This window comes from Stenotrophomonas sp. YJH_SMC_37, assembly GCF_059370035.1.
Window position 1 is genome coordinate 371646 of sequence record NZ_JCAFTG010000003.1, and the last position, 21312, is coordinate 392957.

General features: G+C 66.4%; 19 protein-coding genes. 7 read left to right on the forward strand and 12 right to left on the reverse strand.

The window, feature by feature from the left end; translation table 11 throughout:
• The first annotated feature begins 99 nt into the window (after window positions 1-99).
• The 3 genes from AC5P8J_RS06385 to AC5P8J_RS06395 all read left to right on the forward strand — a co-directional run bounded on the left by AC5P8J_RS06385 (window position 100) and on the right by AC5P8J_RS06395 (window position 2229).
• Window positions 100-981 (forward strand): LysR substrate-binding domain-containing protein, encoded by an 882-nt coding sequence (locus AC5P8J_RS06385; protein ID WP_428708069.1) that lies wholly within the window; start codon window positions 100-102, stop codon window positions 979-981.
• 160 nt (window positions 982-1141) lie between these two features.
• Window positions 1142-1615 (forward strand): DUF3806 domain-containing protein, encoded by a 474-nt coding sequence (locus tag AC5P8J_RS06390; protein ID WP_494540306.1) that lies wholly within the window; start codon window positions 1142-1144, stop codon window positions 1613-1615.
• A 176-nt stretch (window positions 1616-1791) separates the two neighbouring features.
• Complete coding sequence (locus tag AC5P8J_RS06395) at window positions 1792-2229, forward strand: DUF3806 domain-containing protein (RefSeq protein WP_111099209.1); 438 nt, start codon at window positions 1792-1794, stop codon at window positions 2227-2229.
• A 78-nt stretch (window positions 2230-2307) separates the two neighbouring features.
• Here AC5P8J_RS06395 and AC5P8J_RS06400 read toward each other — a convergent pair whose 3' ends face one another.
• Window positions 2308-3468 (reverse strand): amidohydrolase family protein, encoded by a 1161-nt coding sequence (locus AC5P8J_RS06400; RefSeq protein WP_049481998.1) that lies wholly within the window; start codon window positions 3466-3468, stop codon window positions 2308-2310.
• Between the two features lie 182 nt (window positions 3469-3650).
• On the opposite strand from AC5P8J_RS06400, the gene AC5P8J_RS06405 reads away from it, so the two are divergent.
• Window positions 3651-4292, forward strand: a complete 642-nt coding sequence (locus AC5P8J_RS06405; protein ID WP_019660208.1) for a hypothetical protein — start codon at window positions 3651-3653, stop codon at window positions 4290-4292.
• Between the two features lie 80 nt (window positions 4293-4372).
• Here the strand turns inward: AC5P8J_RS06405 and AC5P8J_RS06410 are convergent, their stop codons facing one another.
• On the reverse strand, window positions 4373-7099 hold the full coding sequence (locus tag AC5P8J_RS06410; protein ID WP_495216707.1) for a TonB-dependent receptor plug domain-containing protein: 2727 nt from the start codon (window positions 7097-7099) through the stop codon (window positions 4373-4375).
• A gap of 216 nt (window positions 7100-7315) precedes the next feature.
• Between AC5P8J_RS06410 and AC5P8J_RS06415 the strand changes: the two genes are divergently transcribed.
• On the forward strand, window positions 7316-7915 hold the full coding sequence (locus AC5P8J_RS06415) for a GNAT family N-acetyltransferase (RefSeq protein ID WP_021204478.1): 600 nt from the start codon (window positions 7316-7318) through the stop codon (window positions 7913-7915).
• Here the strand turns inward: AC5P8J_RS06415 and AC5P8J_RS06420 are convergent.
• Window positions 7912-8688: a CDP-diacylglycerol diphosphatase gene (locus AC5P8J_RS06420; protein WP_134731513.1), complete on the reverse strand. Its 777-nt coding sequence runs from the start codon at window positions 8686-8688 to the stop codon at window positions 7912-7914. The genes AC5P8J_RS06415 and AC5P8J_RS06420 overlap by 4 nt on opposite strands.
• A gap of 68 nt (window positions 8689-8756) precedes the next feature.
• On the reverse strand, window positions 8757-9419 hold the full coding sequence (locus AC5P8J_RS06425) for a decarboxylase (RefSeq protein WP_111099215.1): 663 nt from the start codon (window positions 9417-9419) through the stop codon (window positions 8757-8759).
• 171 nt (window positions 9420-9590) lie between these two features.
• Between AC5P8J_RS06425 and AC5P8J_RS06430 the strand changes: the two genes are divergently transcribed.
• Window positions 9591-9887 (forward strand): I78 family peptidase inhibitor, encoded by a 297-nt coding sequence (locus tag AC5P8J_RS06430; protein ID WP_010485066.1) that lies wholly within the window; start codon window positions 9591-9593, stop codon window positions 9885-9887.
• A 97-nt stretch (window positions 9888-9984) separates the two neighbouring features.
• On the opposite strand, the gene AC5P8J_RS06435 is transcribed toward AC5P8J_RS06430, so the two are convergent.
• From AC5P8J_RS06435 to AC5P8J_RS06465, 7 genes are all read right to left on the reverse strand, one after another.
• On the reverse strand, window positions 9985-10869 hold the full coding sequence (locus AC5P8J_RS06435; protein WP_288040359.1) for a hypothetical protein: 885 nt from the start codon (window positions 10867-10869) through the stop codon (window positions 9985-9987).
• 133 nt (window positions 10870-11002) lie between these two features.
• Window positions 11003-12709 (reverse strand): D-lactate dehydrogenase, encoded by a 1707-nt coding sequence (dld, locus tag AC5P8J_RS06440; protein ID WP_134731511.1) that lies wholly within the window; start codon window positions 12707-12709, stop codon window positions 11003-11005.
• Entirely contained in the window at window positions 12706-13845 is a 1140-nt protein-coding gene (gene lldD / locus AC5P8J_RS06445; RefSeq protein WP_494540303.1) for an FMN-dependent L-lactate dehydrogenase LldD, read from the reverse strand. The genes dld and lldD overlap by 4 nt, the downstream gene beginning before the upstream one ends.
• Before the next feature lie 4 nt (window positions 13846-13849).
• Entirely contained in the window at window positions 13850-14614 is a 765-nt protein-coding gene (gene lldR, locus AC5P8J_RS06450; protein WP_005417039.1) for a transcriptional regulator LldR, read from the reverse strand.
• A gap of 53 nt (window positions 14615-14667) precedes the next feature.
• Window positions 14668-16326 (reverse strand): L-lactate permease, encoded by a 1659-nt coding sequence (gene lldP, locus AC5P8J_RS06455; protein WP_155029747.1) that lies wholly within the window; start codon window positions 16324-16326, stop codon window positions 14668-14670.
• A 222-nt stretch (window positions 16327-16548) separates the two neighbouring features.
• Window positions 16549-17001 carry an MgtC/SapB family protein gene (locus AC5P8J_RS06460; RefSeq protein WP_005413774.1) on the reverse strand — a complete coding sequence of 151 codons (453 nt, stop codon included), beginning with the start codon at window positions 16999-17001 and terminating at the stop codon, window positions 16549-16551.
• Window positions 17002-17130: 129 nt separating this feature from the next.
• Window positions 17131-17889 (reverse strand): SDR family NAD(P)-dependent oxidoreductase, encoded by a 759-nt coding sequence (locus tag AC5P8J_RS06465; RefSeq protein WP_111177316.1) that lies wholly within the window; start codon window positions 17887-17889, stop codon window positions 17131-17133.
• A gap of 324 nt (window positions 17890-18213) precedes the next feature.
• Here AC5P8J_RS06465 and AC5P8J_RS06470 point away from each other — a divergent pair, with 324 nt between their 5' ends.
• On the forward strand, window positions 18214-19167 hold the full coding sequence (locus AC5P8J_RS06470; RefSeq protein ID WP_058981829.1) for a helix-turn-helix transcriptional regulator: 954 nt from the start codon (window positions 18214-18216) through the stop codon (window positions 19165-19167).
• Between the two features lie 120 nt (window positions 19168-19287).
• Here AC5P8J_RS06470 and AC5P8J_RS06475 read toward each other — a convergent pair whose 3' ends face one another.
• Window positions 19288-21198: a CocE/NonD family hydrolase gene (locus tag AC5P8J_RS06475; protein ID WP_494540302.1), complete on the reverse strand. Its 1911-nt coding sequence runs from the start codon at window positions 21196-21198 to the stop codon at window positions 19288-19290.
• Between the last annotated feature and the right edge of the window lie 114 nt (window positions 21199-21312).

Consider the following 21312-nt stretch of genomic DNA (forward strand, 5'->3'; position numbering starts at 1 on the left):
GCCACGGAACGCCGTGCGACGGTAGCAACAGCCGGGCATTGCCGGCCCCTGTCCTGCATGGTAGAAGTCGGCCTGGGTATCCAGAAGTGAAATGTTCAAATGCAAGACAGTGCCAAATCGAATAGAACCCTGTTCGAACTGGACCTGCTGCGGGCGCTGGTGATGGTGGCCGACTGCGGCAGTTTCACCACGGCGGCCACGCGCCTGCATTCGACCCAGTCCACGGTCAGCCAGAAGGTGCGGCGGCTGGAGGAACTGGCCGGGCATCGCCTGCTCGAGCGCGGCCATCGCGACGTGCACCCCACCGATGCCGGCCACACCCTGCTCGGCTACGCGCGGCGCATGCTCGACCTGAACGAGGAAATGGCACAGGCGCTGGCCGGCGCGACGGTGGAAACCGCGGTCCGCATCGGCGTACCGGAGGACTTCGTCAACCCGCAGACCACCCGCATGCTGGCCGCCTTCAGCCGTCGCCACCCGCAGGTGAAGCTGGAGATCAGCAGCGGCCTCAGCCGCGACCTGGCGCAGGGCTTCGACCACGGTGAGCTGGACCTGGTGCTGGTCAAGCAACGCCGCAACAGCCGCCAGGCGGTGCATTGCCGGCGCGAGCCGATGCACTGGATCGACAGCCTGCGCAGCAGCTGCCTGCAGCAGGACCCGCTGCCGCTGGTCACCTTCCCGCCGCGCGGACTGTACCGCGACGAGATGATCCACGCCGTGGAAGCGCTGGGCCTGCGCTGGCGCATCGCCTTCACCAGCTCATCGCTCAGTGGCATCCAGGGCGCCGTGGCCGATGGCATCGGCATCAGCCTGCTGCCGCGCCGCGCGGTCACGCGCGAGCACCGCATCATCGATGGCGAGCGTGGGCTGCCGGTGGTCGACAACTACGAGATCGGCCTGCTGCATCGTGCCGACGCCGATGATGCGGTGCGGGCACTGGCCAGCGAGCTGTGGCGGCAGGTACGGCGCGAACCGGACTGACCACAGTAGATCCACGCCATGCGTGGATGGAAACGACCCTCCGGCATCGGAAAGGGCGCTCGTGCGCCAGCAAATGCACGCTTGTCGCAAAAGGCCCACCGATGGCGTCCCCGAAGTCTGGGCGATAGGGTGGAACGCCCTTCTCCGGATTACCCCACCTATGACCAGCACGTACCAGGTTACTTTGACTCCTGCTCCGAAGGACGAAGCCGACATGCGGTTCGATCAGCTGCCACCTGCACTCATCGCGCACATGCAGCAGCAGCGTGCACAGGTTGCTGCCCTTGTCGCATCTGCGTTCCCCACCGTGTCTGTTCAATGGCCGCTGCTGCCGAGCACGCTGCAACGCGTAGTCGATGCAGAGCTGATCGATCACGATGATTGTGACGGCTGGGAAGCACTGGGGGTCGCATTCGGTGACTGTCTGGCACAGCGTGTACCGGAACTTGCCTGGACCCAAGTAACGGATGCCTGGGGCGTCGATGCGGTTCTCCGCTATGGAGAGGCCAATAGCATCGTCAGCGCCGTCACCCTGTTGATCAAGCGCGTCGAAGAAGGCCAGGTCATCGAGATCAATCATCTGCTTGAAGCCCTCGAGAAGCTCATCATCCAGCAGGCGCTCAAGCCCAGCTGAGCCCATGAGCGAACAATTAAGCCGCGCAGAATGACGTATACGGACCTTGATGCTGCACCTGCGGGAGCAATCAGAGTTCGCGCATTGATCATCGATATCTGATCAGACCTGCCACGCCAAGGCACTACATCGCCGGCTACAGTGACTCTTGTTTCCGTGCTCCACGGCGCCTTGGCATGTCCGACGAAATTCCCACCCGTTTCGATCCCCTGCCTGCTGCACTGCAGACGCATCTGCAGCACCAGCGCTCGCTGATCGCCGCGCGCGTGGCCGCCAGCTTCCCGACGTTGCCGGTGCAATGGCCGCTGGCCCCCAGCACATTGCAGCGCGTGGTCGATGCCGAGCTGATCGACCGCGCCGACTGCGATGGCTGGGAAGCACTGGGCGTGGCATTCGGTGACACTCTGGCACAGCGTGTGCCGGGCCTGGCCTGGATGCAGGTGACCGATGCCTGGGGCATCGACGCGGTGCTGCGCTATGCCGACAGCAGCCTGCAGATCGGCGCCAGCACCCTGCTGCTCAAGCGCGTGGAGCAGGGCGAGATCATCGACATCGCCCACCTGCTTGCGTGGCTGGAAGAGTTCGTCGCTACCCGCGCCGACGATTACGCCTGACGGCATATCGGGGTAGATCCACGCCATGCGTGGATGAATGAGACCGCGCGATGGTGCCGTCCACGCCATGACGTGGATCTACAGCCAGCGGCCGTCGACCACCACCCTGCGCTCCACCGGCACCCCGGCCACGGCGGCCGGGCCGTGGTCGGCACGCACGGCCACGAAGGTCGCCGGCCGGCCTTCGGCAATACCATGCTGCGGCAGGCCGATCACCTGCGCGGCATGGGTGGTGACCATGTCCAGCGCCAGCATCAGGTCGGCATCGGTGTAGAAGCCGGAACGGTAGCCCAGCAACATCGCCCGCTGCAGCAGGTCGCCGTTGCCGTAAGGCCACCAGCAGTCGCGGATGTTGTCGTTGCCTGCGAACACGCGCACACCGGCATCATGCAGCGCGCGCAGCGGCGGGAACGGATGATCGCCCGGCGCATTGCTCATGATCGCCACACCCGCCGTGGCCAGTGCTTCGCCCACCTGCAGCGCGCGCGCCAGCGGCACGTCGCCCAGCGAATAGGCATGGCTTACCGCAACCCGCCCCTGCAGGCCGGCGGCCCGCGTCCGCGCTGCAATGCGCAGAAGCTGCGCCAGGCCGGTTTCGCCGGGCTCGTGCAGATGGATGTCCAGCTGCACGCCGTAGCGCTCGGCCAGGCCGAACAGCAGCGCCAATTGGCCTTCGGCATCACCATCGAGCGTGGTCGGGTCGATGCCGCCGAGCACCTCCACGCCCGCAGCAAGCGCCTGCTCCAGTACGGCGGCGGTGCCGGGACAGGAGATCACCCCGGCCTGCGGAAACGCCACCAGCTGGATCCGCATGATGTCGGCGCAGCGCAGCGCCGCCTCGCGCACTGCTTCGAGATGGCCGAGACCGGTGCTGGCGTCGATATCGACATGGCAGCGCATCGCCACGGTACCGAAAGCACTGCATTGGCGGATCAGCGCCTCGGCACGGTCCACCATCGGTGCCGCATCCGCCACCGCCGCCTTCTCCACCGCCAGCCGCTCACGCAGGCTGTTCACCGGCTGGTGCGGGTGCCAACGGTCGCCGACAAAGCTCTTGTCGAGGTGAATGTGGCCGTCGACCAGCCCGGGCAGCACCGCGAAGCCCTGCAGGTCGACGCATTCCGCCCCTTCTGCCGGCGTGGCCTCGTCATTGAGGCCGCTGATGCGGCCATCACGGACATGGAAATGCAGTGGCGCACCGTCGCGGTCGACACCGCCATGGACGAACTGGAGGGTCATCGGGAACTCCCGGAATGCCAAGAATGGCGCCATCGTGCGCCTCGCCGCAGCCATCGACCAACGAAATATCTGGATGGTACGCATTCACCAGAACGATGATTGCCCTGCGACAACCGGTCGCAGCCACGCCGTGCACACCCCTGAACGGGTAACATGGGCGCCTGTTTCCGCTGTGATGCCGCATGGGCCCGTCCGACCGCCACGATCGTCTCCGCCGCTGGCAGGCCGCGTCCCTGCTTGCCGCCGCCCCGATCGCCAGCCTGTCCGCCACTGATGCGGCGGCCGCTGCGCCGCTGCAGTCGCCGCCGGGCCAGCAGCGCATTGCCCCGGCTGCACTGGTCGAGCGCCTGCACCAGCGCGTGCTGTCCGGGCAGAGCGCCACTGCCACGCTGGAACACTGGTGTGCCGAACATGGCCTGGCCGAACAGGCGCGGGTCCGCGCGGTGCGCATACACGGTCACGACAAGCCGGCCCCGGCCGACGTACTGCAGGCACTGGGTGCAGCACCCGGCGCCGAGCTGCGCTATCGCCGGGTGCAGCTGGTCTGCGGCAGCCGCGTGCTGTCCGAGGCCGACAACTGGTACCTGCCCGGCCATCTCAGCCCGGCCATGAACCAGGTGCTGGACAGCACCGACGAACCCTTCGGTCGCGTGGTCGGCCCGCTCGGTTTCCAGCGCCAGACCTTGGCCGACCAGACGTTCTGGCCGCCGCGGGGCGAAGGCGACCGCGGCGTGGTCCTGGAGGTGCGTGCCCTGTTGCGCGACCGCCAGCAGCAGCCTTTCAGCTACGTCATCGAGTCGTACCTGCAGCAGGCACTGCCCTAGGCCGCCGGCGCGCGCCATCACAGCGGATAGGGACACAGCAGAAGGCCCGGCATTGCCGGGCCTTCTGTCTGCCCGCCCGATCAGCGGAACCGGTAGTCCAGCTGCACCCAGTACTGGCGGCCATACGGGTCGTAGTTGCCGACCGGGTAGAACGGCCAGCCGCCACCGTTCCTGTCCGCCGGCGGGCGGCTGTCGCGCAGGTTGTTGACGATCACGCCCACCGACAGGTTCTCGCCGAACTGGCGGAACACGCTGGCGTTGTACGTCATGTACGGCGCGATGCGGCCACTGCCATCGGTCTTCGGCAGCGAGCCGAAGCGGTTGCCGTACAGCGTAGTGGTCCAGTCACCCTGGTTCCAGGTGATGCTGCCGTTGGCCTTGCTGCGCCACTGGTAGTCATCCAGCGAATTGCGGATGTCACGCTCCGGATCATCGGAGAACTGCCGGTACTTGTGCTCCAGCACCACGGTGTAGGCCAGGCGCGTGGTGAACCGGCCATAGTGGCCGGCATCGAAACGCCAGTTGCCCTTCAGGTCCAGGCCGCGCACCGATTCGGAGGCCGCGTTGATCGGGTTGATCAGCACGCGGGTTACCTGGTCCGGCTGCACCGTGGCATTGGACGGGTTGCGGATCACCCGCGACAGCGCGTCCTGGCACAGCGGTGAACCGATATCGCGTGCTTCGCCACCCAACGTGCGGCCCAGGCGGCAATCGGCTTCATCACGAAGAATACGGCTGGTGTCGAGGCTGGTGACCTCATTGTCGATACGGATGTCGTAGTAGTCAGCACTGAAATCCAGCCCGGACAGCGGCGACCAGACCACGCCGAAACCATAGGATTTGGCGGTTTCCGGCTGCAGCTGTGCGTTGGCGCGGTTGCTGTAGTCGATCGACAGGCCGTTGTAATCGCAGTTGTCATACGACTGGCCTGCGGTGCGGCAGCGCCAGTAATCGGTCATGCCCGGATTGTAACCACGCGTCTCGGTCGCGAACACGTAGTTCATGTCCGGCGCCCGGAAGCTGGTGGCAGCGGTACCACGGATCAGCAGGCTCTCGATCGGGCGGAACTCGACGCCGAAGCTCCAGGTCGCCTTGCCGATGTGCTCACCACCGGCACGGTACTGGTCATAGCGCCCGGCCAGGGTGGTGGTGAGCGACTGCAGCAACGGCAGCTGCAGCTCCACACCTGCGGCGTAACGGTCACGCTCGCCACCGGCGCCGACGCCTGCACTGGTGTTCCAGAACTCGCCGGTTCCCAGTCGCGGGTCCGGTCGATTGCGATAGCCCTGGCTGCCAGCCTCGACCACCGCGGCCAGCGCAGCGTCGCCACCGGGCAGTGCGAACAGCCGGCCGTTGACGCTGGCGCTGAAGGTCTGCAGCCACGCCGCGTTGCGGCTCTCCTGGTAGCCGGACAGGCTCTGGTACTCGTTCGGGCTCAGCGGCTGGAACAGGCGCGCCGGATCCGGCGCATAGACCTCTACGCCATTGCGCACGCCCAGCTTCGGGCCAAGCAGGTATTCGTTGATACCGGCCAGCAGCACCGGGCGGCGGGTGCGGTTCTCGTAACGCGAGCGGCTGTACACCGCCTCATAGTCCCAGCCACTGTCGCCGATCTGGCCGCGCGCGCCGACGTTGAATGACCACGAGTTTTCCAGGAAGCGGTTGGCGTTGCGCGGCAGGCCACCGATTTCCTCGGGCGCAAAGCGGCGGTACCAGCTTTCCAGGTTGCCGGTGGTCTGGTTGTAGAAGTAGTTGCGCGCCGAGGTCCAGGTGGGCGCACGGGTGTTGTTGGTGATGCGTGCACTGCCCACGGCCAGATCGGCGAACAGGTCGGTGGTCTCGTTGACGTGGAAGGTCAGCAGGCCGTAGCCGTTGAGGTTGCGCTTCTCGGTCTGCACCGTCCAGTAGCTGGCGGCGGCCTCGTTGCTGCCGCAGTACCAGCCCTGGCGCGGGTTGAAGGCACGGAACACGCTGCCGCCATAGATGTCCGACGCCGCGTCGCAGCCATTGGCGCCCGGATCGATGTTGCGACCGGTAGCGGCGTTGCGGCGATACGCGATCGCGGTCGCCTGCGGCGCCTTGCCGGCGGGGTCATCATCCAGCGAGTCCATGAAATCGCGCTGGCGCGCATGGATCGCCTTGCGCACGTCGAACTCGAAGCCGAACAGGGCATCCCAGCGCTCGCCGGAACTGCCACCGACCACCTGCGCGCGCTGGTTGTCACCCCCGCCCTGCTGGGTGCCGCCGGCCCGCACGTTCACGTCCACGCCCTCAAAGCGGTCCTTGAGGATGATGTTGACCACACCGGCGATGGCATCGGAGCCGTACACCGCCGACGCACCGACCGCCAGCACCTCGATGCGCTCGATCAGCGCACTGGGGATGTTGGCCAGGTTGACCACGTTCACCGAGCCCTCGTAGGCCAGCGGATAGTCGGCCTGGCGGCGGCCGTTGACCAGCACCAGCGTGCGGTTCGGGCCCAGCCCGCGCAGGTTGATGGTGTTGGCGGCCGGGGTGAAGGTATTGCCGAAGTCCTCGCCCTGCACGTTGCCGGTGTTCTCGGTCAGCGCGCTCAGCGCATCGAAGGCATTGCGGTAGCCCTGCGCGTCGATCTGCTCGCGGCTGATCACCGTCACCGGCGAGGGCCCCTCGACACTGGCGCGCGGAATGCGCGAGCCGGTGACCTTCACTTCCTGCAATGTGGTGGGCGCGCTTTCCTGCGCGAAGGCCGGCAGCGAAACCAGCATCAGGGACGACAGTGCGAGCACCAGCGGACGCGGGCGCAGCGCCTTGGGGGAGGCGGACATGGGCTTCCTGGGGGGAGTTGGGCGGGTGGTAGCGGGAGCGGCCTGTGGGGCACATAACGATCCCGTAACGAAAGTGTCCTGAATGGGTGGTTTCAACGGAAATGACCAGGCCTGATGGCCTTATGCCTGAACCGAATCAGTCCCCCGGCGCCGCTCACCGCATTTTTGCAATGTTTTGAATGGTGCAGGGGGGCGGGCACGGCCATCGTGCCGGGGATGATGATCCCGTATCCCACCCCGCTTCTCCCCCCGTTGCGGCCGGTGCTGCGCCGTCACCTGCTGCAACTGCAGGCCGCACCGGTCACCCTGCGCCCGTTCCAGCGTACCGACCTGCCGCGCTGGCGCTTGTTCGATGATCGCCGCCGGCGCGGCCGACGCCATCCGGCGGGTATCGACGAGGAAGCCCGCTTCCTGGCCCACATGCACCGTTCGCGGCTGGAGCAGGACAACGATCAGCTGATGCTGGGAGTATTCGATGACGAGCACGGCACAGTACTGGACCAGTTGCATGTCCGCCTGCAGTGCTTGCAGACGCGCTGCGCCGAGCTGCTGTCGCTGCAGCATTGGCACCCGCACGCGGATGCAGCGCTGCGGGCGCTGTGCCCGTTCCTGTTCGAGGATGTGGGCGTGCACCGCCTGTTCGTGATGCTGCCACCGGACTGCAGCAGCCCGTTCGCCACTGCACTGCACGCCTTCGGCTTCGAACAGGAAGGGCTGCTGCGCGACCATCACCTGGATCTGGACGGTTGGCAGGATCGCCAGCTGCTGGCGCTGACCGCGCCGGTCTGGCGCAGCCGCCAGCACCCCGAGAGTTAGCGGACCCGCTCCAGCGATGCGCCTGCGCCGGTCAGCACCGCGCAGGCGTGGTCCTGCAGCTCTTCAGCGCTGGCCTCGTTACCGGTGCCGGGGTCCACACGGGTGGCCAGCAGGATGAAACCCGGGCCACCCTGCACCGTATCCCGTCCCGCCACCACCAGGCTCCACTGGCCCACGTCGTCCACGCCGGCGAGGTCATAGGCCAGCAGATTGAGCGGATTGGCGGTCAGTTCCGCGCCCGGCAACAGGCGGGCCTGGTACTGATGACCACGCAGCGGCACCGGCAGCGGTGCCCAGCGGCTGCCCAGGGCAACGGCATGCGCGTCCAACGCCTGCAGCACGTCGGCACGCAGGCAATCCACGTGGATGTGCAGCTGGTGCTGCGAACGGCCGTGCGGCGAGTTCAACGCCAGGCTCGCGACGTTGCGCGGCAGCGGTTGCCGCAAGGCCTGCTCGGTATGGCTGCGCGCCTGCCAGGCCGCAGCGAAGTAGTTCGGTGCACCGCGCTGGTACAGGCTGCGGCTCTCGATACCGCTGACCTTGTCCAGCGGCATCAGCAGGAACTGGTAGTCGCCGTGCGCGTCCTTGACCAGCACATCGCGGCGGTCTGCGGCCGGCTCCACCCGCAGGCAGTCACCCCGCGGCCCTCCAGCGCCACGGCAGTCACGCTCGATCAACCGCCACAGCGCATCGGCATGAGCCGGTGGCGGCGGCGCGCTTGCACAGGCAGACAAGAGCAGAAGGGACGGCAGCAGGAAGGGGCGCAGGGACACGGAAACAACTCACGGAACAGGCACGGCACACAGCGCCGCGCTGCATTCTAGCCAGTGCGCTGCTGCAATCAGTAGGTGCCGAACGGCACTTCAACCACGATCGGTGCCCCGCCCTCGCCCGCCTGCAGGCTGTAGCGGTCCAGCGCACCATCGTCATCAGCATGCGGCTGGCGTTGGAAATGCAGCGGATAGCGAATGTCTCCCAGGCGGACGGCGCTGCCGTCGGCCTCCAGCGCGGCACCTTCGGGAATAAGCAGCCCGCCCAGGTCGCTGTAGGCGCCCGGCACGTCGGCGAAGCTGTAGTCGGCCAGTTCGTCCACCCGTTGCATCGCATAGACGTGCGGCACATAGGGACGTACCGGGCTGCGGCCATTGCTCAGGTCGGTCACCCAGGCCTGCGGCAGGTGGTACTGCTCACGCAGCGCGGCCACCCCCAGCGAGGGGCTGGCCACCTGCAGGCAGCACACCGTCCGCTTGCCTTCACGGTCGAGGATAGCGAAACGGTCGCCACGGGTCGCCGCCTGCGGCAGCATGGCAAAGGCCAGATTACGCTGCGCAGGCTCGTAGCCCGCTTCGGTCTGCAGGTTGCGCCAGGCGCCGAACACCGGGATTTCGACCGCCGCAGGTTCCGGATCGGCAGCGGAGGCGGCAGACGCCACGCCCAGCAACGACAGCGACAGCGTCAGCGCCGTCATCGTCTTGTTCTTGCCGCGGAAACTGCCTGACGTCATACCGTACCCAACACCTGCGCCGGAAGGGCCCGGCCTGCCTGCTGGCGTACTGCCAGCCATTGCTCCCACTATGCAATGACCACGCTGTGCCGGCAATGACCGGATCGCTGACGCCTTTCGCACGCCCGGTGCTATCGTTCCCGTCATCTTCCCCTGCGCAGGAGCGCTCGCATGTCCGCATTCCGTCTGTCCCTGTTGCTGCCAGCCTCTGCCCTGCTGCTGTCGGCCTGCGTCAGCACCCCTGGCCCGGAAGTCAAAGGCAGCGGCCGCTGCGACGCCAGCCAGCTGGGCTGGGCGATCGGCCAGCCGGCCAATGAGCCCAACATCCGCCGCCTGTCCCGCGAGAGTGGTGCCGGCCTGGTCAACCCGATCGGCCCCAGCACCATCACCACCAAGGACATCCGCCAGGACCGCCTGCGCGTGTTCGTGGACAAGGACAACGTCATCACCGCCACCCGCTGCGAGTAAGCGCCGCCACAGGCTTCTGTAGAGCCGAGCCCACGCTCGGCTGCTCTCTGGTCCGGCCACGCGAGAACCCGAGTCGAGCATGGCTCGACTCTACACTTCAGGGTTCGGTATAGCCGGCGCAGTCCGGCAGCGCCTGGTCCGGGTGGAACATGCCCTCGCGGAAGTGGAACAACCGCGTGTAGGTACACACAGGGTCCTGTTCGGTGCGCAGATCCTGCTTCTTCAGCGGCCCCTTGGCCAGCGAATCCTCGAAGCGCGAAACACCGGCCGGGAACCGGGTCGCCACGGTCTGGTAGCGCAGCACCGGCATACCCTCGGCAGCCGTGTCCAGCGCCAGCTTCGCCGAGAAGCCGTATTCGTCGTGGCAGGCACCTGCACGCTGCTTGCTGTCCTGCTCGCTGAAACAGGCGCGGATCATCGCATTGCCCAGCCATGGCACGGTCAGCACGTCGTCGTCCACCTGGATGTCGTCCTGCAGGTGGCGCACGCGTGCCAACTGCAGCGTGGACGCATCGGCACCGCCACCGGAGTACATGGTGCTGAACGTGACGATGCCGCCCACCAGCACATTCTGGCGGGTGCGCTGCTGCGGGTCGGTCACTGTTTCATCGCTGCCCACGCCCGGGGCCAGGCGCACGATCCATGGCCACAGCGACAGCTCGCTTTCCTGCGGCACGTCGATGCTGACGTGGTAGGTGTGCGGCTTGCCCCGGCCCTGCACCTTCTCAAGCACTTCCAGCACGCTCGGCCGGTCACCCTCCTCGGCAACCGGTTGCACGCGCATGCACCAGTTGCCGTCCCGCGTGCAGTCATAAAGCCCCGACGGTCCAGTCTCACTCGCGATCAGCACCTGTCCCAGCGGCTCCATCACGTTGCCGGCGGCATCGCGCTGCTGCGGCAGGATCGCGCTCTGGGCCAGTGCCAGCAGCGGGGTCGCCAGCAATGCGACGCCCATGGTCGTGCGGGCAACGATGATGGGCATTGAGGAGATTCCTGCTCGTGGGATCCAGATGGTAACCGCTGCCGTTGTAGAGTCGAGCCATGCTCGACTGCTGTCTGTCGGAAAGAGCAGCCGAGCATAGGCTCGGCTCTACAGCAAAGCCAGTTTGTATCCGTCAATGCCCACTACAGTCGCAGCCACCCCACCCCTTGGCCTTCGAGGTCTGGCCGATGCCCGGGTTGAACGTATTGCTCGGGTCCAGCTGCCTGTAGAAGCCCGCCAGCGCAGGCTTGGCAGGGTACAGGTGGCCGACATTGTGCTCGGCCGGATACTCGGCGCCACGCTGGTCCAGCAGCGCCCACATCGCATGCTCGATCGCCATCGGGTCTTCACCTTTGCGCGCGATGTAGTCCTGGTGGAACACGTGGCACAGGAAGTGGCCGTAGTACAGCTTGTGCAGCAGGCGCGCGTCGATATCCGCCGGTAGCTGTTCGAACCAGTCGGCATCGTCACGTCGCAGCGCGATGTCCAGCGCGACGATGTCCTGCACCTGGTCACGATGCACTTCACGGTAGCGCACCGCGGCACCGGCCACGGCAAAGCGATGCAGGAACGCCTTGCGTCCCTCCTCCGCCGTGCAGTGGAAATAGCCGCCTTCGTGGCCGGCGAAGAAGCTGCGTAGCCAGGCCTCGGTTTCCGCAGCGTCCTGGGCAGAGACCTTCAGCAACAGGTGATGCTCGTAGCGCTGGCGGAACTCGCCCATGCGCTTGGGCAGGTGCGAGGGCAGCAGGCCCGTCAGCACCTGCATCACACGGTCGGTCACGCCGCGCAGGCCCAACCGCTCGAACCAGCCATCGACACGGCTCTTCAACGCGAACGCGGCGGGCACGCGGGAAGTGCCAAGGCGGTCGATCAGCAGGAAGCTGTCCTTGCCGTAGCGCTCGCCGATATCATAGGCATCGCGGTGGATGTACTCGCCGGCAATCGGCAGGCGCTCGAAGCCGGTCAGCAGCTGGCGCCGGATCGCGGTGAGGCTGTCGGTGCGGTTGCTGCCTATATAGAAGACCTCTGCAGCCTCTTTTTCGAAGGTGTCCAGGCGCACCGCGAACACTGCCAGCTTGCCGGCAGATCCCGCTGCCTCGAAGTGGCGGCTGGGGTCGGCATTGAAGCGTGCCGGGGTATCGGCGTCGACCTTGCGCACTTCCTCGGCATAGCGTGGGTCGGAAGCCGCACGGCCGTCGCCATCGCCCACGTCGGCGGCCGTGTAGTCACCGGCCTGCAGGCGCTGCAGGATCTGCTCGGGCGTATCACCCAGCGCGATGCCCAGATGATTGACCAGCTGCAGCTGGCCCTGCGCATCGACCTGCGCATACAGTGCCAGCTCGGTGTAGGCCGGGCCGCGGCGCACCAGCGCACCGCCGGAGTTGTTGCAGATGCCGCCCAGCACCGAGGCACCGATGCAGGACGAGCCGATCACCGAATGCGGTTCGCGACCCAGCGGGGCCAGCGTCTGCTCCAGGCGGTCCAGCGTGGCACCCGGCAGGCACAGCACCTGGCGGCCTTCGTTCAACAACTGGATGCCGGTCAGGCGCAGCGTGCTGACCAGCACGATCGGCCGGCCATAGTCATCGCCGTCCGGGGTCGAGCCGCCGGTCAGGCCGGTGTTGGCCGCCTGCAGGATGATCGCCGCGCCGCCCTGCACCGCTGCCTGCAGCACGTGCCACAGTTCCAGCAAGGTACCCGGACGCACCACCGCCAGTACCGGGCCATCGCCGAAGCGGTAGCCGCGACGGAAGCGGCGCGTGGCCTTGTCACCGGTCAGTACATGGCGACCGCCGACCGTATCGCGCAACTGCGCCAGCACCGCACCGTGGTCACTCATGGCAGGCTGGCCAGCGAATCGCGGCCGATGTCGGCGATGCGGCGCGCGCCGGTCAGCGTCATCGCCACGCGCATTTCCTTGGCGATCAGGTCCAGCAGGTTGGCCACCCCGGCTTCGCCCTGCGCAGCCAGCGCATAGACGAAGGCGCGACCCAGCAGCACGGTATCGGCACCCAGCGCCAGCATGCGCACCACGTCCAGGCCGGTACGGATGCCCGAATCGGCGAGAATCTTCAGGTCGCCCTGCACCGCGTCGGCGATGGCCGGCAGTGCGCGTGCGGTGGACAGCACGCCGTCCAGCTGGCGGCCACCGTGGTTGGAGACCACGATGCCATCGGCACCGAACTTGACCGCATCACGCGCGTCATCCGGGTCGAGGATGCCCTTGATCACCATCGGGCCCTTCCAGAATTCGCGGATCCACTCCAGGTCCTTCCAGGAAATGGAGGGATCGAAGTTGCTGCCCAGCCAGCCGATGTAGTCCTCCAGCCCGGTCGGGTTGCCGCGGTAGGTGGAGATGTTGCCCAGGTCATGCGGGCGCCCGAACAGGCCCACGTCCCACGCCCAGTGCGGATGGGTGATGGCCTGGCCGATACGGCGCAGCGAGGCGTTCGGGCCGCTCATGCCGGAGTGTGCATCGCGGTAGCGCGCACCCGGCACCGGCATGTCCACGGTGAACACCAGCGTGGTCACGCCCTCAGCCTGTGCCCGCTCCAGCGCATTGCGCATGAAGCCGCGGTCGCGCAGCACATACAGCTGGAACCACATCGGCCGCTGGATGGCCGGTGCCACTTCCTCGATCGGGCACACCGATACAGTGGACAGGGTGAACGGGATGCCGCGGCTGTCGGCCGCGCGCGCTGCCTGTACTTCACCGCGCCGGGCATACATGCCGGTCAGGCCGACCGGCGCCAGCGCCACCGGCATCGCCAGTCTTTCGCCGAACAGCTCGGTTTCCAGGCTCAGGTCGGACATGTTGCGCAGGATGCGCTGGCGCAGCGCGATGTCGGACAGGTCGGAAACGTTGCGCTTCAGCGTGTGCTCGGCATACGCGCCGCCATCGATGTAGTTGAACAGGAACGGCGGCAGCCGGCGTTGCGCTGCAGCACGGTAATCGGTGGAGGCGGAGATGATCATGGGGTCAACCGTGTGGGGAAGGCAGGCGCGAGGCCCGCGCACGCCGGGCTTCGTTGTCATCGAGGGTGCGCAGCGTGGTGTGCACGAATTCGAGGTGGGCATGCGCGGCGGCGCGCGCGCGTTCGGGGTCGCCCGCCAGCACCGCATCCATCATCTCGCGGTGCTGGTCGGACAACGGCGAGAAGGTCCTCGCCGAGGTGTAGAGCTTTTCGCGGCTCTGCGAGATGTTGGTCTGCAGCAGTTCGAACAGCCCGCGCATCACCTGCAGCAGCACCAGGTTGTGCGAGGCCTCGGCGATGGACAGGTGGAAGGCCGCGTCGGCCTCCGCCTCGCCGGTGGGGTCGTCCTTGCCGTGCGCGTCCATCATGGTCTGGAAGGCCTGTGCGATGCGCGCGCGGTCCTCGTCGGTGGCACGCAGCGCCGCATGCCAGGCGGTGGCACCTTCCAGCGCGTGGCGGATCTCCAGCACGTCGAAGCGGTATTCCGGGTCGCCCTGGAACAGCGGCAGGTACGGCGCCAGCGGTTCATCCAGCGCCTGCCGCGCGCGTGCCGCAGGCTCGGCCACGTAGGTGCCGCCACCGACCCGTGCGGTCAACAGACCCTGGCTGGCAAGCTGCGCGATGGCCTCGCGCAGCGCGGTGCGCGAGACCCCCAGCTGCACCGCCAGGGTGCGCTCGGCCGGCAGCCGGTCGCCCGGCCGCAGCTGTTGTTCCTGCACCAGGCCGCGCAGCTGCGCAGCCACCTTGTCCGAAATACGTTGCGTGCTCATGGCGCCATTGTGGCCCGAAGCGCGCAGCGGGTGGTCGGCCAGCCGCGCATGGCTCAGGGAATCATCCAGGTCAGCCAGTAAGCCTGGGCCAGGGTGATCAGGCCGACCATCGTGGTGAAGATCAGGCTGTGCTTGACCGTGAAGCGGAACAGATCCGATTCCTTGCCGGCCAGGCCGACCGCCGCGCAGGCAATGGCGATCGACTGCGGCGAGATCATCTTGCCGGTGACACCGCCAGTGGTGTTGGCCGCCACCAGCAGCACGTCGGACACGCCGATCTGCTGTGCGGTGGTGGCCTGCAGTGCCGAGAACAAGGCATTGGACGAGGTGTCCGAGCCGGTCAGGAACACGCCCAGCCAGCCCAGGAATGGCGAGAAGAACGGGAACGCGTCGCCGGTGTGCGCCAGTGCCAGCGCCAGCGTCGCCGACAGGCCCGAATAGTTGGCGATGAAGGCGAAGGCGAGCACCATGCCGATCGAGTAGATCGGCATGCGCAGCTCACGCACGGCTTCGCCGAAGGTGCGCAGCGCCGAACGGGCCGGCATGCGCAGCGCGATGATCGCGATCACCGCAGCGAGGATGATCGAGGTACCGGTGGCCGAGAACCAGTCGAACTTGTAGACGGCTTCGTAGCTCAACGGTGCATCCACGATCGGCGGCATCTTCTGCACCATCTGGTCCAGGCCCGGCACCGGGATCTTGAGTACCCAGCTTTCCAGCGGGCCATCCCCCGCGAACAGCGACTTGAACGGCTTGATGCTCCACAGCGTGACCATCGCGGTGAGGATCAGGAACGGCGACCACGCCCTGGCGATCTGGCCAACGCTGTAGCGGGGGGCTTCCAGTGCCTGTGCGGCCGCCTCGGCGCTGGTTTCGGTATCGAAGCGGAAGATCCGCACCGGCTTCCAGCGGCGCAGGAACAGGGTCAGGCACACCAGCGACGCCAGCGACGCGGTGATGTCCGGCAGTTCCGGGCCGATGAAGTTGGAGGTCAGGTACTGCGCGATGGCGAACGAGCCACCCGCAACCAGCACCGCCGGCCACGTTTCCCTGATGCCGCGCCAGCCATCCATGATCGCCATGATCCAGAACAGCACGATGATGGTCAGGAACGGCAGCTGGCGGCCGGCCATCTGGCCGATCTCGAATGCATCCAGGCCGGTGACCTGCCCGGCCACGATGATCGGAATGCCCATTGCACCGAACGCCACCGGCGCGGTGTTGACGATCAGGCACAGGCCGGCGGCATACAGCGGCTTGAAGCCCAGCCCGACCAGCAACGCTGCGGTGATCGCCACCGGCGCACCGAAACCGGCCGCGCCTTCGAGGAAGGCGCCAAAGGCGAAGCCGACCATCAGCATCTGCAGGCGCTGGTCTTCGGTCACCGACAGGATCGAAGCGCGGATGATGTCGAACTGCCCGGTCTTGACCGAAACTTTGTAGAGGAACACCGCACCGATGATGATCCAGGCAATAGGCCACAGGCCGTAGACGAAGCCGAAACCGGCCGCGCCCAGCGCCTGGGCCAACGGCATGCGGTAAAACAACAGCGCCACACCAAGCGCGATGGCCACGGTGATCGTGCCGGCCAGCCAGCCCTTCATGCGCAGCACGGCCAGGGCAACGAAGAAGAACGCGATCGGCAGCAGCGCGATCAGGCTGGACAACCACAGGTTGCCGGCGGGGTCGTACAGGTGTTGCCAGGGCTGCATGAAGATTCTCGACTGGGAACGGAGGAGCCCACCGCAAGCGGTGGGTCGCCGTGGCCGTCGATCATTGGTATTACCATTGATGATTTCGATCAGACCACTTGTAGCAGATTTAACCGCCACTCCGACGACGAGCCTATTAGACCATAGGGCTAGCCTTCATATTGGTCCGACCATTACAAACTTCATGGTAGTGCCGGCCGCTGGCCGGCAACGCGACCTTCCCTACGAAATCCGCTTCTCCAACCGCCGCATCACCGCCAGCACCAGCACGCACAGCACGCTCACGCCGATGGCGATCACGTACTTGCTGATCCCCACCGCGATCCCGATGGCCGCCGCCATGATCAACGAGCTGGCCGTGGTCAGGCCGCTGACCTGGTCCTCGCGTGAGCCGCGCAGGATGGTGCCGGCGGCCACGAAGCCGACGCAGGCCACCACCGCTTCAATCAGGCGTACCGGATCGACCTGCAACAGGTCGCGGTAACGCTCCTGCTGGAAATGTTCGGCCACCGAGTCGCCGAGACCGACGATCAACGCGGCGGCCCCGGCGATCAACATGTGCGTTCGCAGGCCGGCGGCGTGCTTGCCCATTTCCCGCTCGACACCGAGCACACCGCCGAACAGCATCGCTGCGGCTACGCGCAGCAGGATCGAGACATCCTGGGTAAGTTCCATGGGCAGGCTCCGGGAATTTCCCTGAGCGTCGCGTGGAATGCGTGGCACAGAGGTGAAGGCCACCCCACAGTGCGTTCACCCGGTAGCGCCGGGCGATGCCCGGCGACCCCGTAACCCGCGTTCAGCGCATCACTGCGCGAGGTAGCCACCATCGATGGCGTAGTACGTGCCGGTCGCGAACGAGGCATCGTCGCTGGCCAGCCAGGCTACCAACGCGGCCACTTCCTGCGGCGTACCCAGCCGCTTCAACGCGTGCCGCCCTTCCAGCGTGGCGCGCACCTTCGGGTCCATCTTCTCCAGCAGCGGTGTGCTGATGAAGCCCGGCCCCACTGCGTTGACACGGATGCCGTCAGCCGCATGTTCCCACGCTGCGGTCTGGGTCAGCCCGACCACGCCGTGCTTGGCCGCCACGTACGCAGTGGAACCGGCATAGCCCACCTGGCCCAGGATCGAGGCCATGTTGATGATGCTGCCGCCCGTGCCGGCCGCGCGCATGGCCTGGATCTGCGCACGCTGGCACAGGAACACGCTGGTGAGGTTGACATCGATCACGCGCTGCCAGCCATCAATCGGATAATCGCCGCTGCTGGCCGCCGGCCCGCTGATGCCGGCGTTGTTGACCGCCACGTGCAGGCCGTCGAGTTCCTTGATGGTGCGCTGCACCGCCGCCTCCACCGCTGCATCGTCGGTGACGTCCAGCGCGATGCCAATCGCCTGTGCACCGGCATCGCGCAACTGCGCCACGGTGGCATCAACCGCATCCTGCTTCAAGTCCCAGACCGAGATCCGCGCGCCGGACGCCGCCAGGGTCTGCGCCACGGCCAGACCAATGCCGGACACACCGCCGGTCACGATCGCGGTCTTGCCGGTGAGTTGGTAGTCAATCATCTGCGTTCTCCGTCGGTGGGGGGTATCTAAGTGGCCTGCAACAGCCAACCGCCCCACCCTACGCGCGCGCCCGTGACGGCCAGGCTGACATCGCATCTTCAGGTGATCGTTCCAGCCATAAGACCTCAACTGAAGTTTATGTATGGAATTACGTACGGATATGCATGCAAAACGCCGGCGTATGTTCGGCGGCATTTTCACTTTGGCCGTAATCGCCAATCGTTTTGACCTTATTGAGGTCAAAAGCGCGCGAATCGCGGCGACAATGGGAAACACTTCCAGTTTCTTCGACACATCCAATTCAACCTGTGTTTGCGCAGAGCGATGTCCCGATATTTCACTTTTGCTGATTACCGCCACTTCGGCGAACGCCATGGCTACGACTACCGGATCGAAGGGAGTGAACTGCGCGACGACCAATGGGCAGGGCGTGGCGACGTCCACGAGCAGTCACTGCGCGGTGGCCTGGGCCTGATCGCCTCGGACGTGCACAACCGGTTCACCTACACGGCCACCGCTGTGCACGGTGCCGGCCTGACCATCCGCCTGATGCTGCAGGGCGAAGTGGATGTCCAGTTTCCTCGTCGCAAGGGGTTCACGCTGCGCGCCGGCACAGGCATGACCACAAGTCACCATGAACCTGTTTCCATGGCCGGTCTGCATCCTGGTGGCAGCCACCTGCGCGGGGTCAGCTTGAGCGTACCGGCCGATCTGGACGTGGACATGCTGCGCCTGCCGGCACTGCAACGGGTCCTTCATTCCCCTCTGCAGTGCCGCCACTGGGCCATTCCGCATGCCTTGCTGCCAACGCTCGCCCAATTGTTCGACAGTCCCTGGCAGGACGACATCGATGCGCTGTGGCGCGAAGGCGTGGCCCTGCAGGTGTTGGCCGTCGGCCTCCAGGCCGAGGATATGCAGACCGAGCATGTACGCACACTGCGCGCCGGCCAGCGCGAGCGGCTGGAGCGCGTGCGTGCCTACCTGCATGACGACCCCAGCCATGCCCACAGCCTGATCGAACTGGCCCAGCTGGCCTGCATGAGTCCCAGTTCGCTGCGCCGCCACTTCGCACAGCAGTATGGAAGCTCGGTGTTCGACTATCTGCACGAACAGCGCATGCGCCACGCCGAACAGGGCCTGCGCGAGGACGGCTGGACAGTTGAACAGGCCGCTGCGGCCTGTGGTTACCGCCATCCCAGTAACTTCGCTGCGGCGTTCCGCAAGCGTTTCGGACTGGTGCCCAGCCGCTGGCGCACGGGCCCATCGAAGGTGGACTGAAGGCCCGGGCCCTGGCAGGTGTCGACCTTGGTCGACACGCTCCTGCGCCATCGCGGATGCCGGCCAGCGGCCGGCACTTCCACGTGCTGCCGGGCATGGCCCGGCTTCATCATGAGCAGCTCAATACACCGGCAGATCGATGTAGCTCGCCTGTGCCGCGCTATGCCAGACGCGCTGCGTGGCCTTCTGGTAATCGCCCGGCCTGGCCAGGTAAATATTCGGCACGTAAGTCTGCGGGTTGCGGTCATACAGCGGGAACAGGCTGGACTGCACCTGCACCATCACCCGGTGGCCCTTCTGGAAGGTGTGGTTGGCGTTGGGCAGATCGAAGCGATACGGCAGCACCTGGTTGGCGGCCAGAGGCTTCGGATCGGTGAAGCTCTCGCGGTAGCGGCCACGGAAGATCGCCAGCGACACCGGCAACTGGTAGCCCCCCATCTCCGGCGTGGACGCTTCCTGGTCCGGATACACGTCGATCAGCTTCACCACCCAGTCGCTGTCGGTGCCACTGGTCGAAGCCTGCAGGTGAACCACCGGCGCGCCGCCGATGCGCAGCGGCGCGGTCAGCGATTCGGTGATGAAGGTCAACACGTCCGGGCGCCCATCGACGAAGCGCTGGTCCTTGACCAGCCAGGTGGTCCACATGTCGCGGTCGCCGAAGCGGACCGGGCGCGGCACGAACGGCACCGGCTTGGCCGGGTCGGACACGTATTCCTCGAAGTCGCCCTCGCCCGCCGCCGGTGCCTGGAACGCCAGCTTGCCGCCGGCGCGCAGGTACAGCGGCTTGCTGCTGGCGGAACAGCCCTTGTCACAGCTGCGCGGCCAACCCTTCAGGCGGTCCCAGTGGTTTTCGCCGGTGTTGTAGATCAGCACCGGTGGCGTATCGGCCTTCGGCGCGCCATCCACCAGGTACTGGTCGAAGAAGGGCTTGAGCACGTCGCGGCGGAACTGCAGCGCGGTATCGCCGTCGAACTTCAGCGCACCCAGTTCGCTGCCGCTGTAGTTCACCTGGCTGTGTCGCCACGGGCCCATCACCAGGTAATTGCGGTTGTTGCCGCTATCGCGTCCTTCCATCGCCTGGTAGGCGTGGTTGGCACCCCACATGTCCTCCTGGTCCCACAGGCCCTGCAGCCACATGGTCGGCACCTTCAGCGGTGTCTTTGCCATCACCGCGTCCAGCGCCTGGCCCTGCCAGAAGCCGTCGTAGGCCGGATGCTCGACCAGCTTCTTCCACCAGGTCAACTGGTCCACGCCGGTGAAACGCGCGTAGTCGCCTGCCGAGCCGATGCGGAGGAAGGTGCTGTAGTCGTCGTAGCCGAGGCTGGGCAGCGACGTACCCTTGCCGCGCTTCTCGGTCTGCATGGCGAAATAGTTGAAGTTGACCTGGCGGAACGCACCGTAGTTGAGCCAGTCGTCGCCCATCCAGCCATCAACCATCGGGCTCTGCGGTGCGGCCACCTTCAGTGCCGGGTGCGGGTCGGTCAGCGCCATCACCACGGTGAAACCCTCGTACGACGAACCGAGCATTCCGACCTTGCCATTGCTCTCCGGCACGTTCTTCACCAGCCAGTCGATGGTGTCCCAGGCGTCGGTGGAATGGTCGACTTTGGTGTTGTTCAATGGCCCGCGCAGCGGCCGGGTCATCACGTAATCGCCCTCGGAGCCATACTTGCCGCGGATATCCTGGAACACGCGGATGTAGCCGCCGTCGACGAACACCTCGTCACCCTGCGGCAACAGGTCGCGCATGCGCGGCGAATCACTGCGGCTGGCGCGACCGGCAGCATCATAGGGGGTCCGGGTCAGCAGAATCGGCGCATTGTGGGCGCCCTTGGGCACCACGATCACCGTATACAGCTTGGTGCCATCACGCATCGGCACCATCACCACGCGCTTGTCGTAGTCGCGACCGACATCCGGGGCAACGAAGGGCTTGCCGCTGATATCCGGGGTCATCGGCGGGGTATCGGCGGCCAGCACGGTGCTGGACAGGCAAAGGGCAATGGCTACAGCGACGGCACGCACACGCATGGACAACCCCTCCCGGCAGGAAAGCCTCAAGCCTACTCCTGCCCCGGGCCGTGAAGTGTGTGCAGGCTTTGCATTCTGCGGTGGATGCGGGTAGGACTGATGGCACATGTGCCG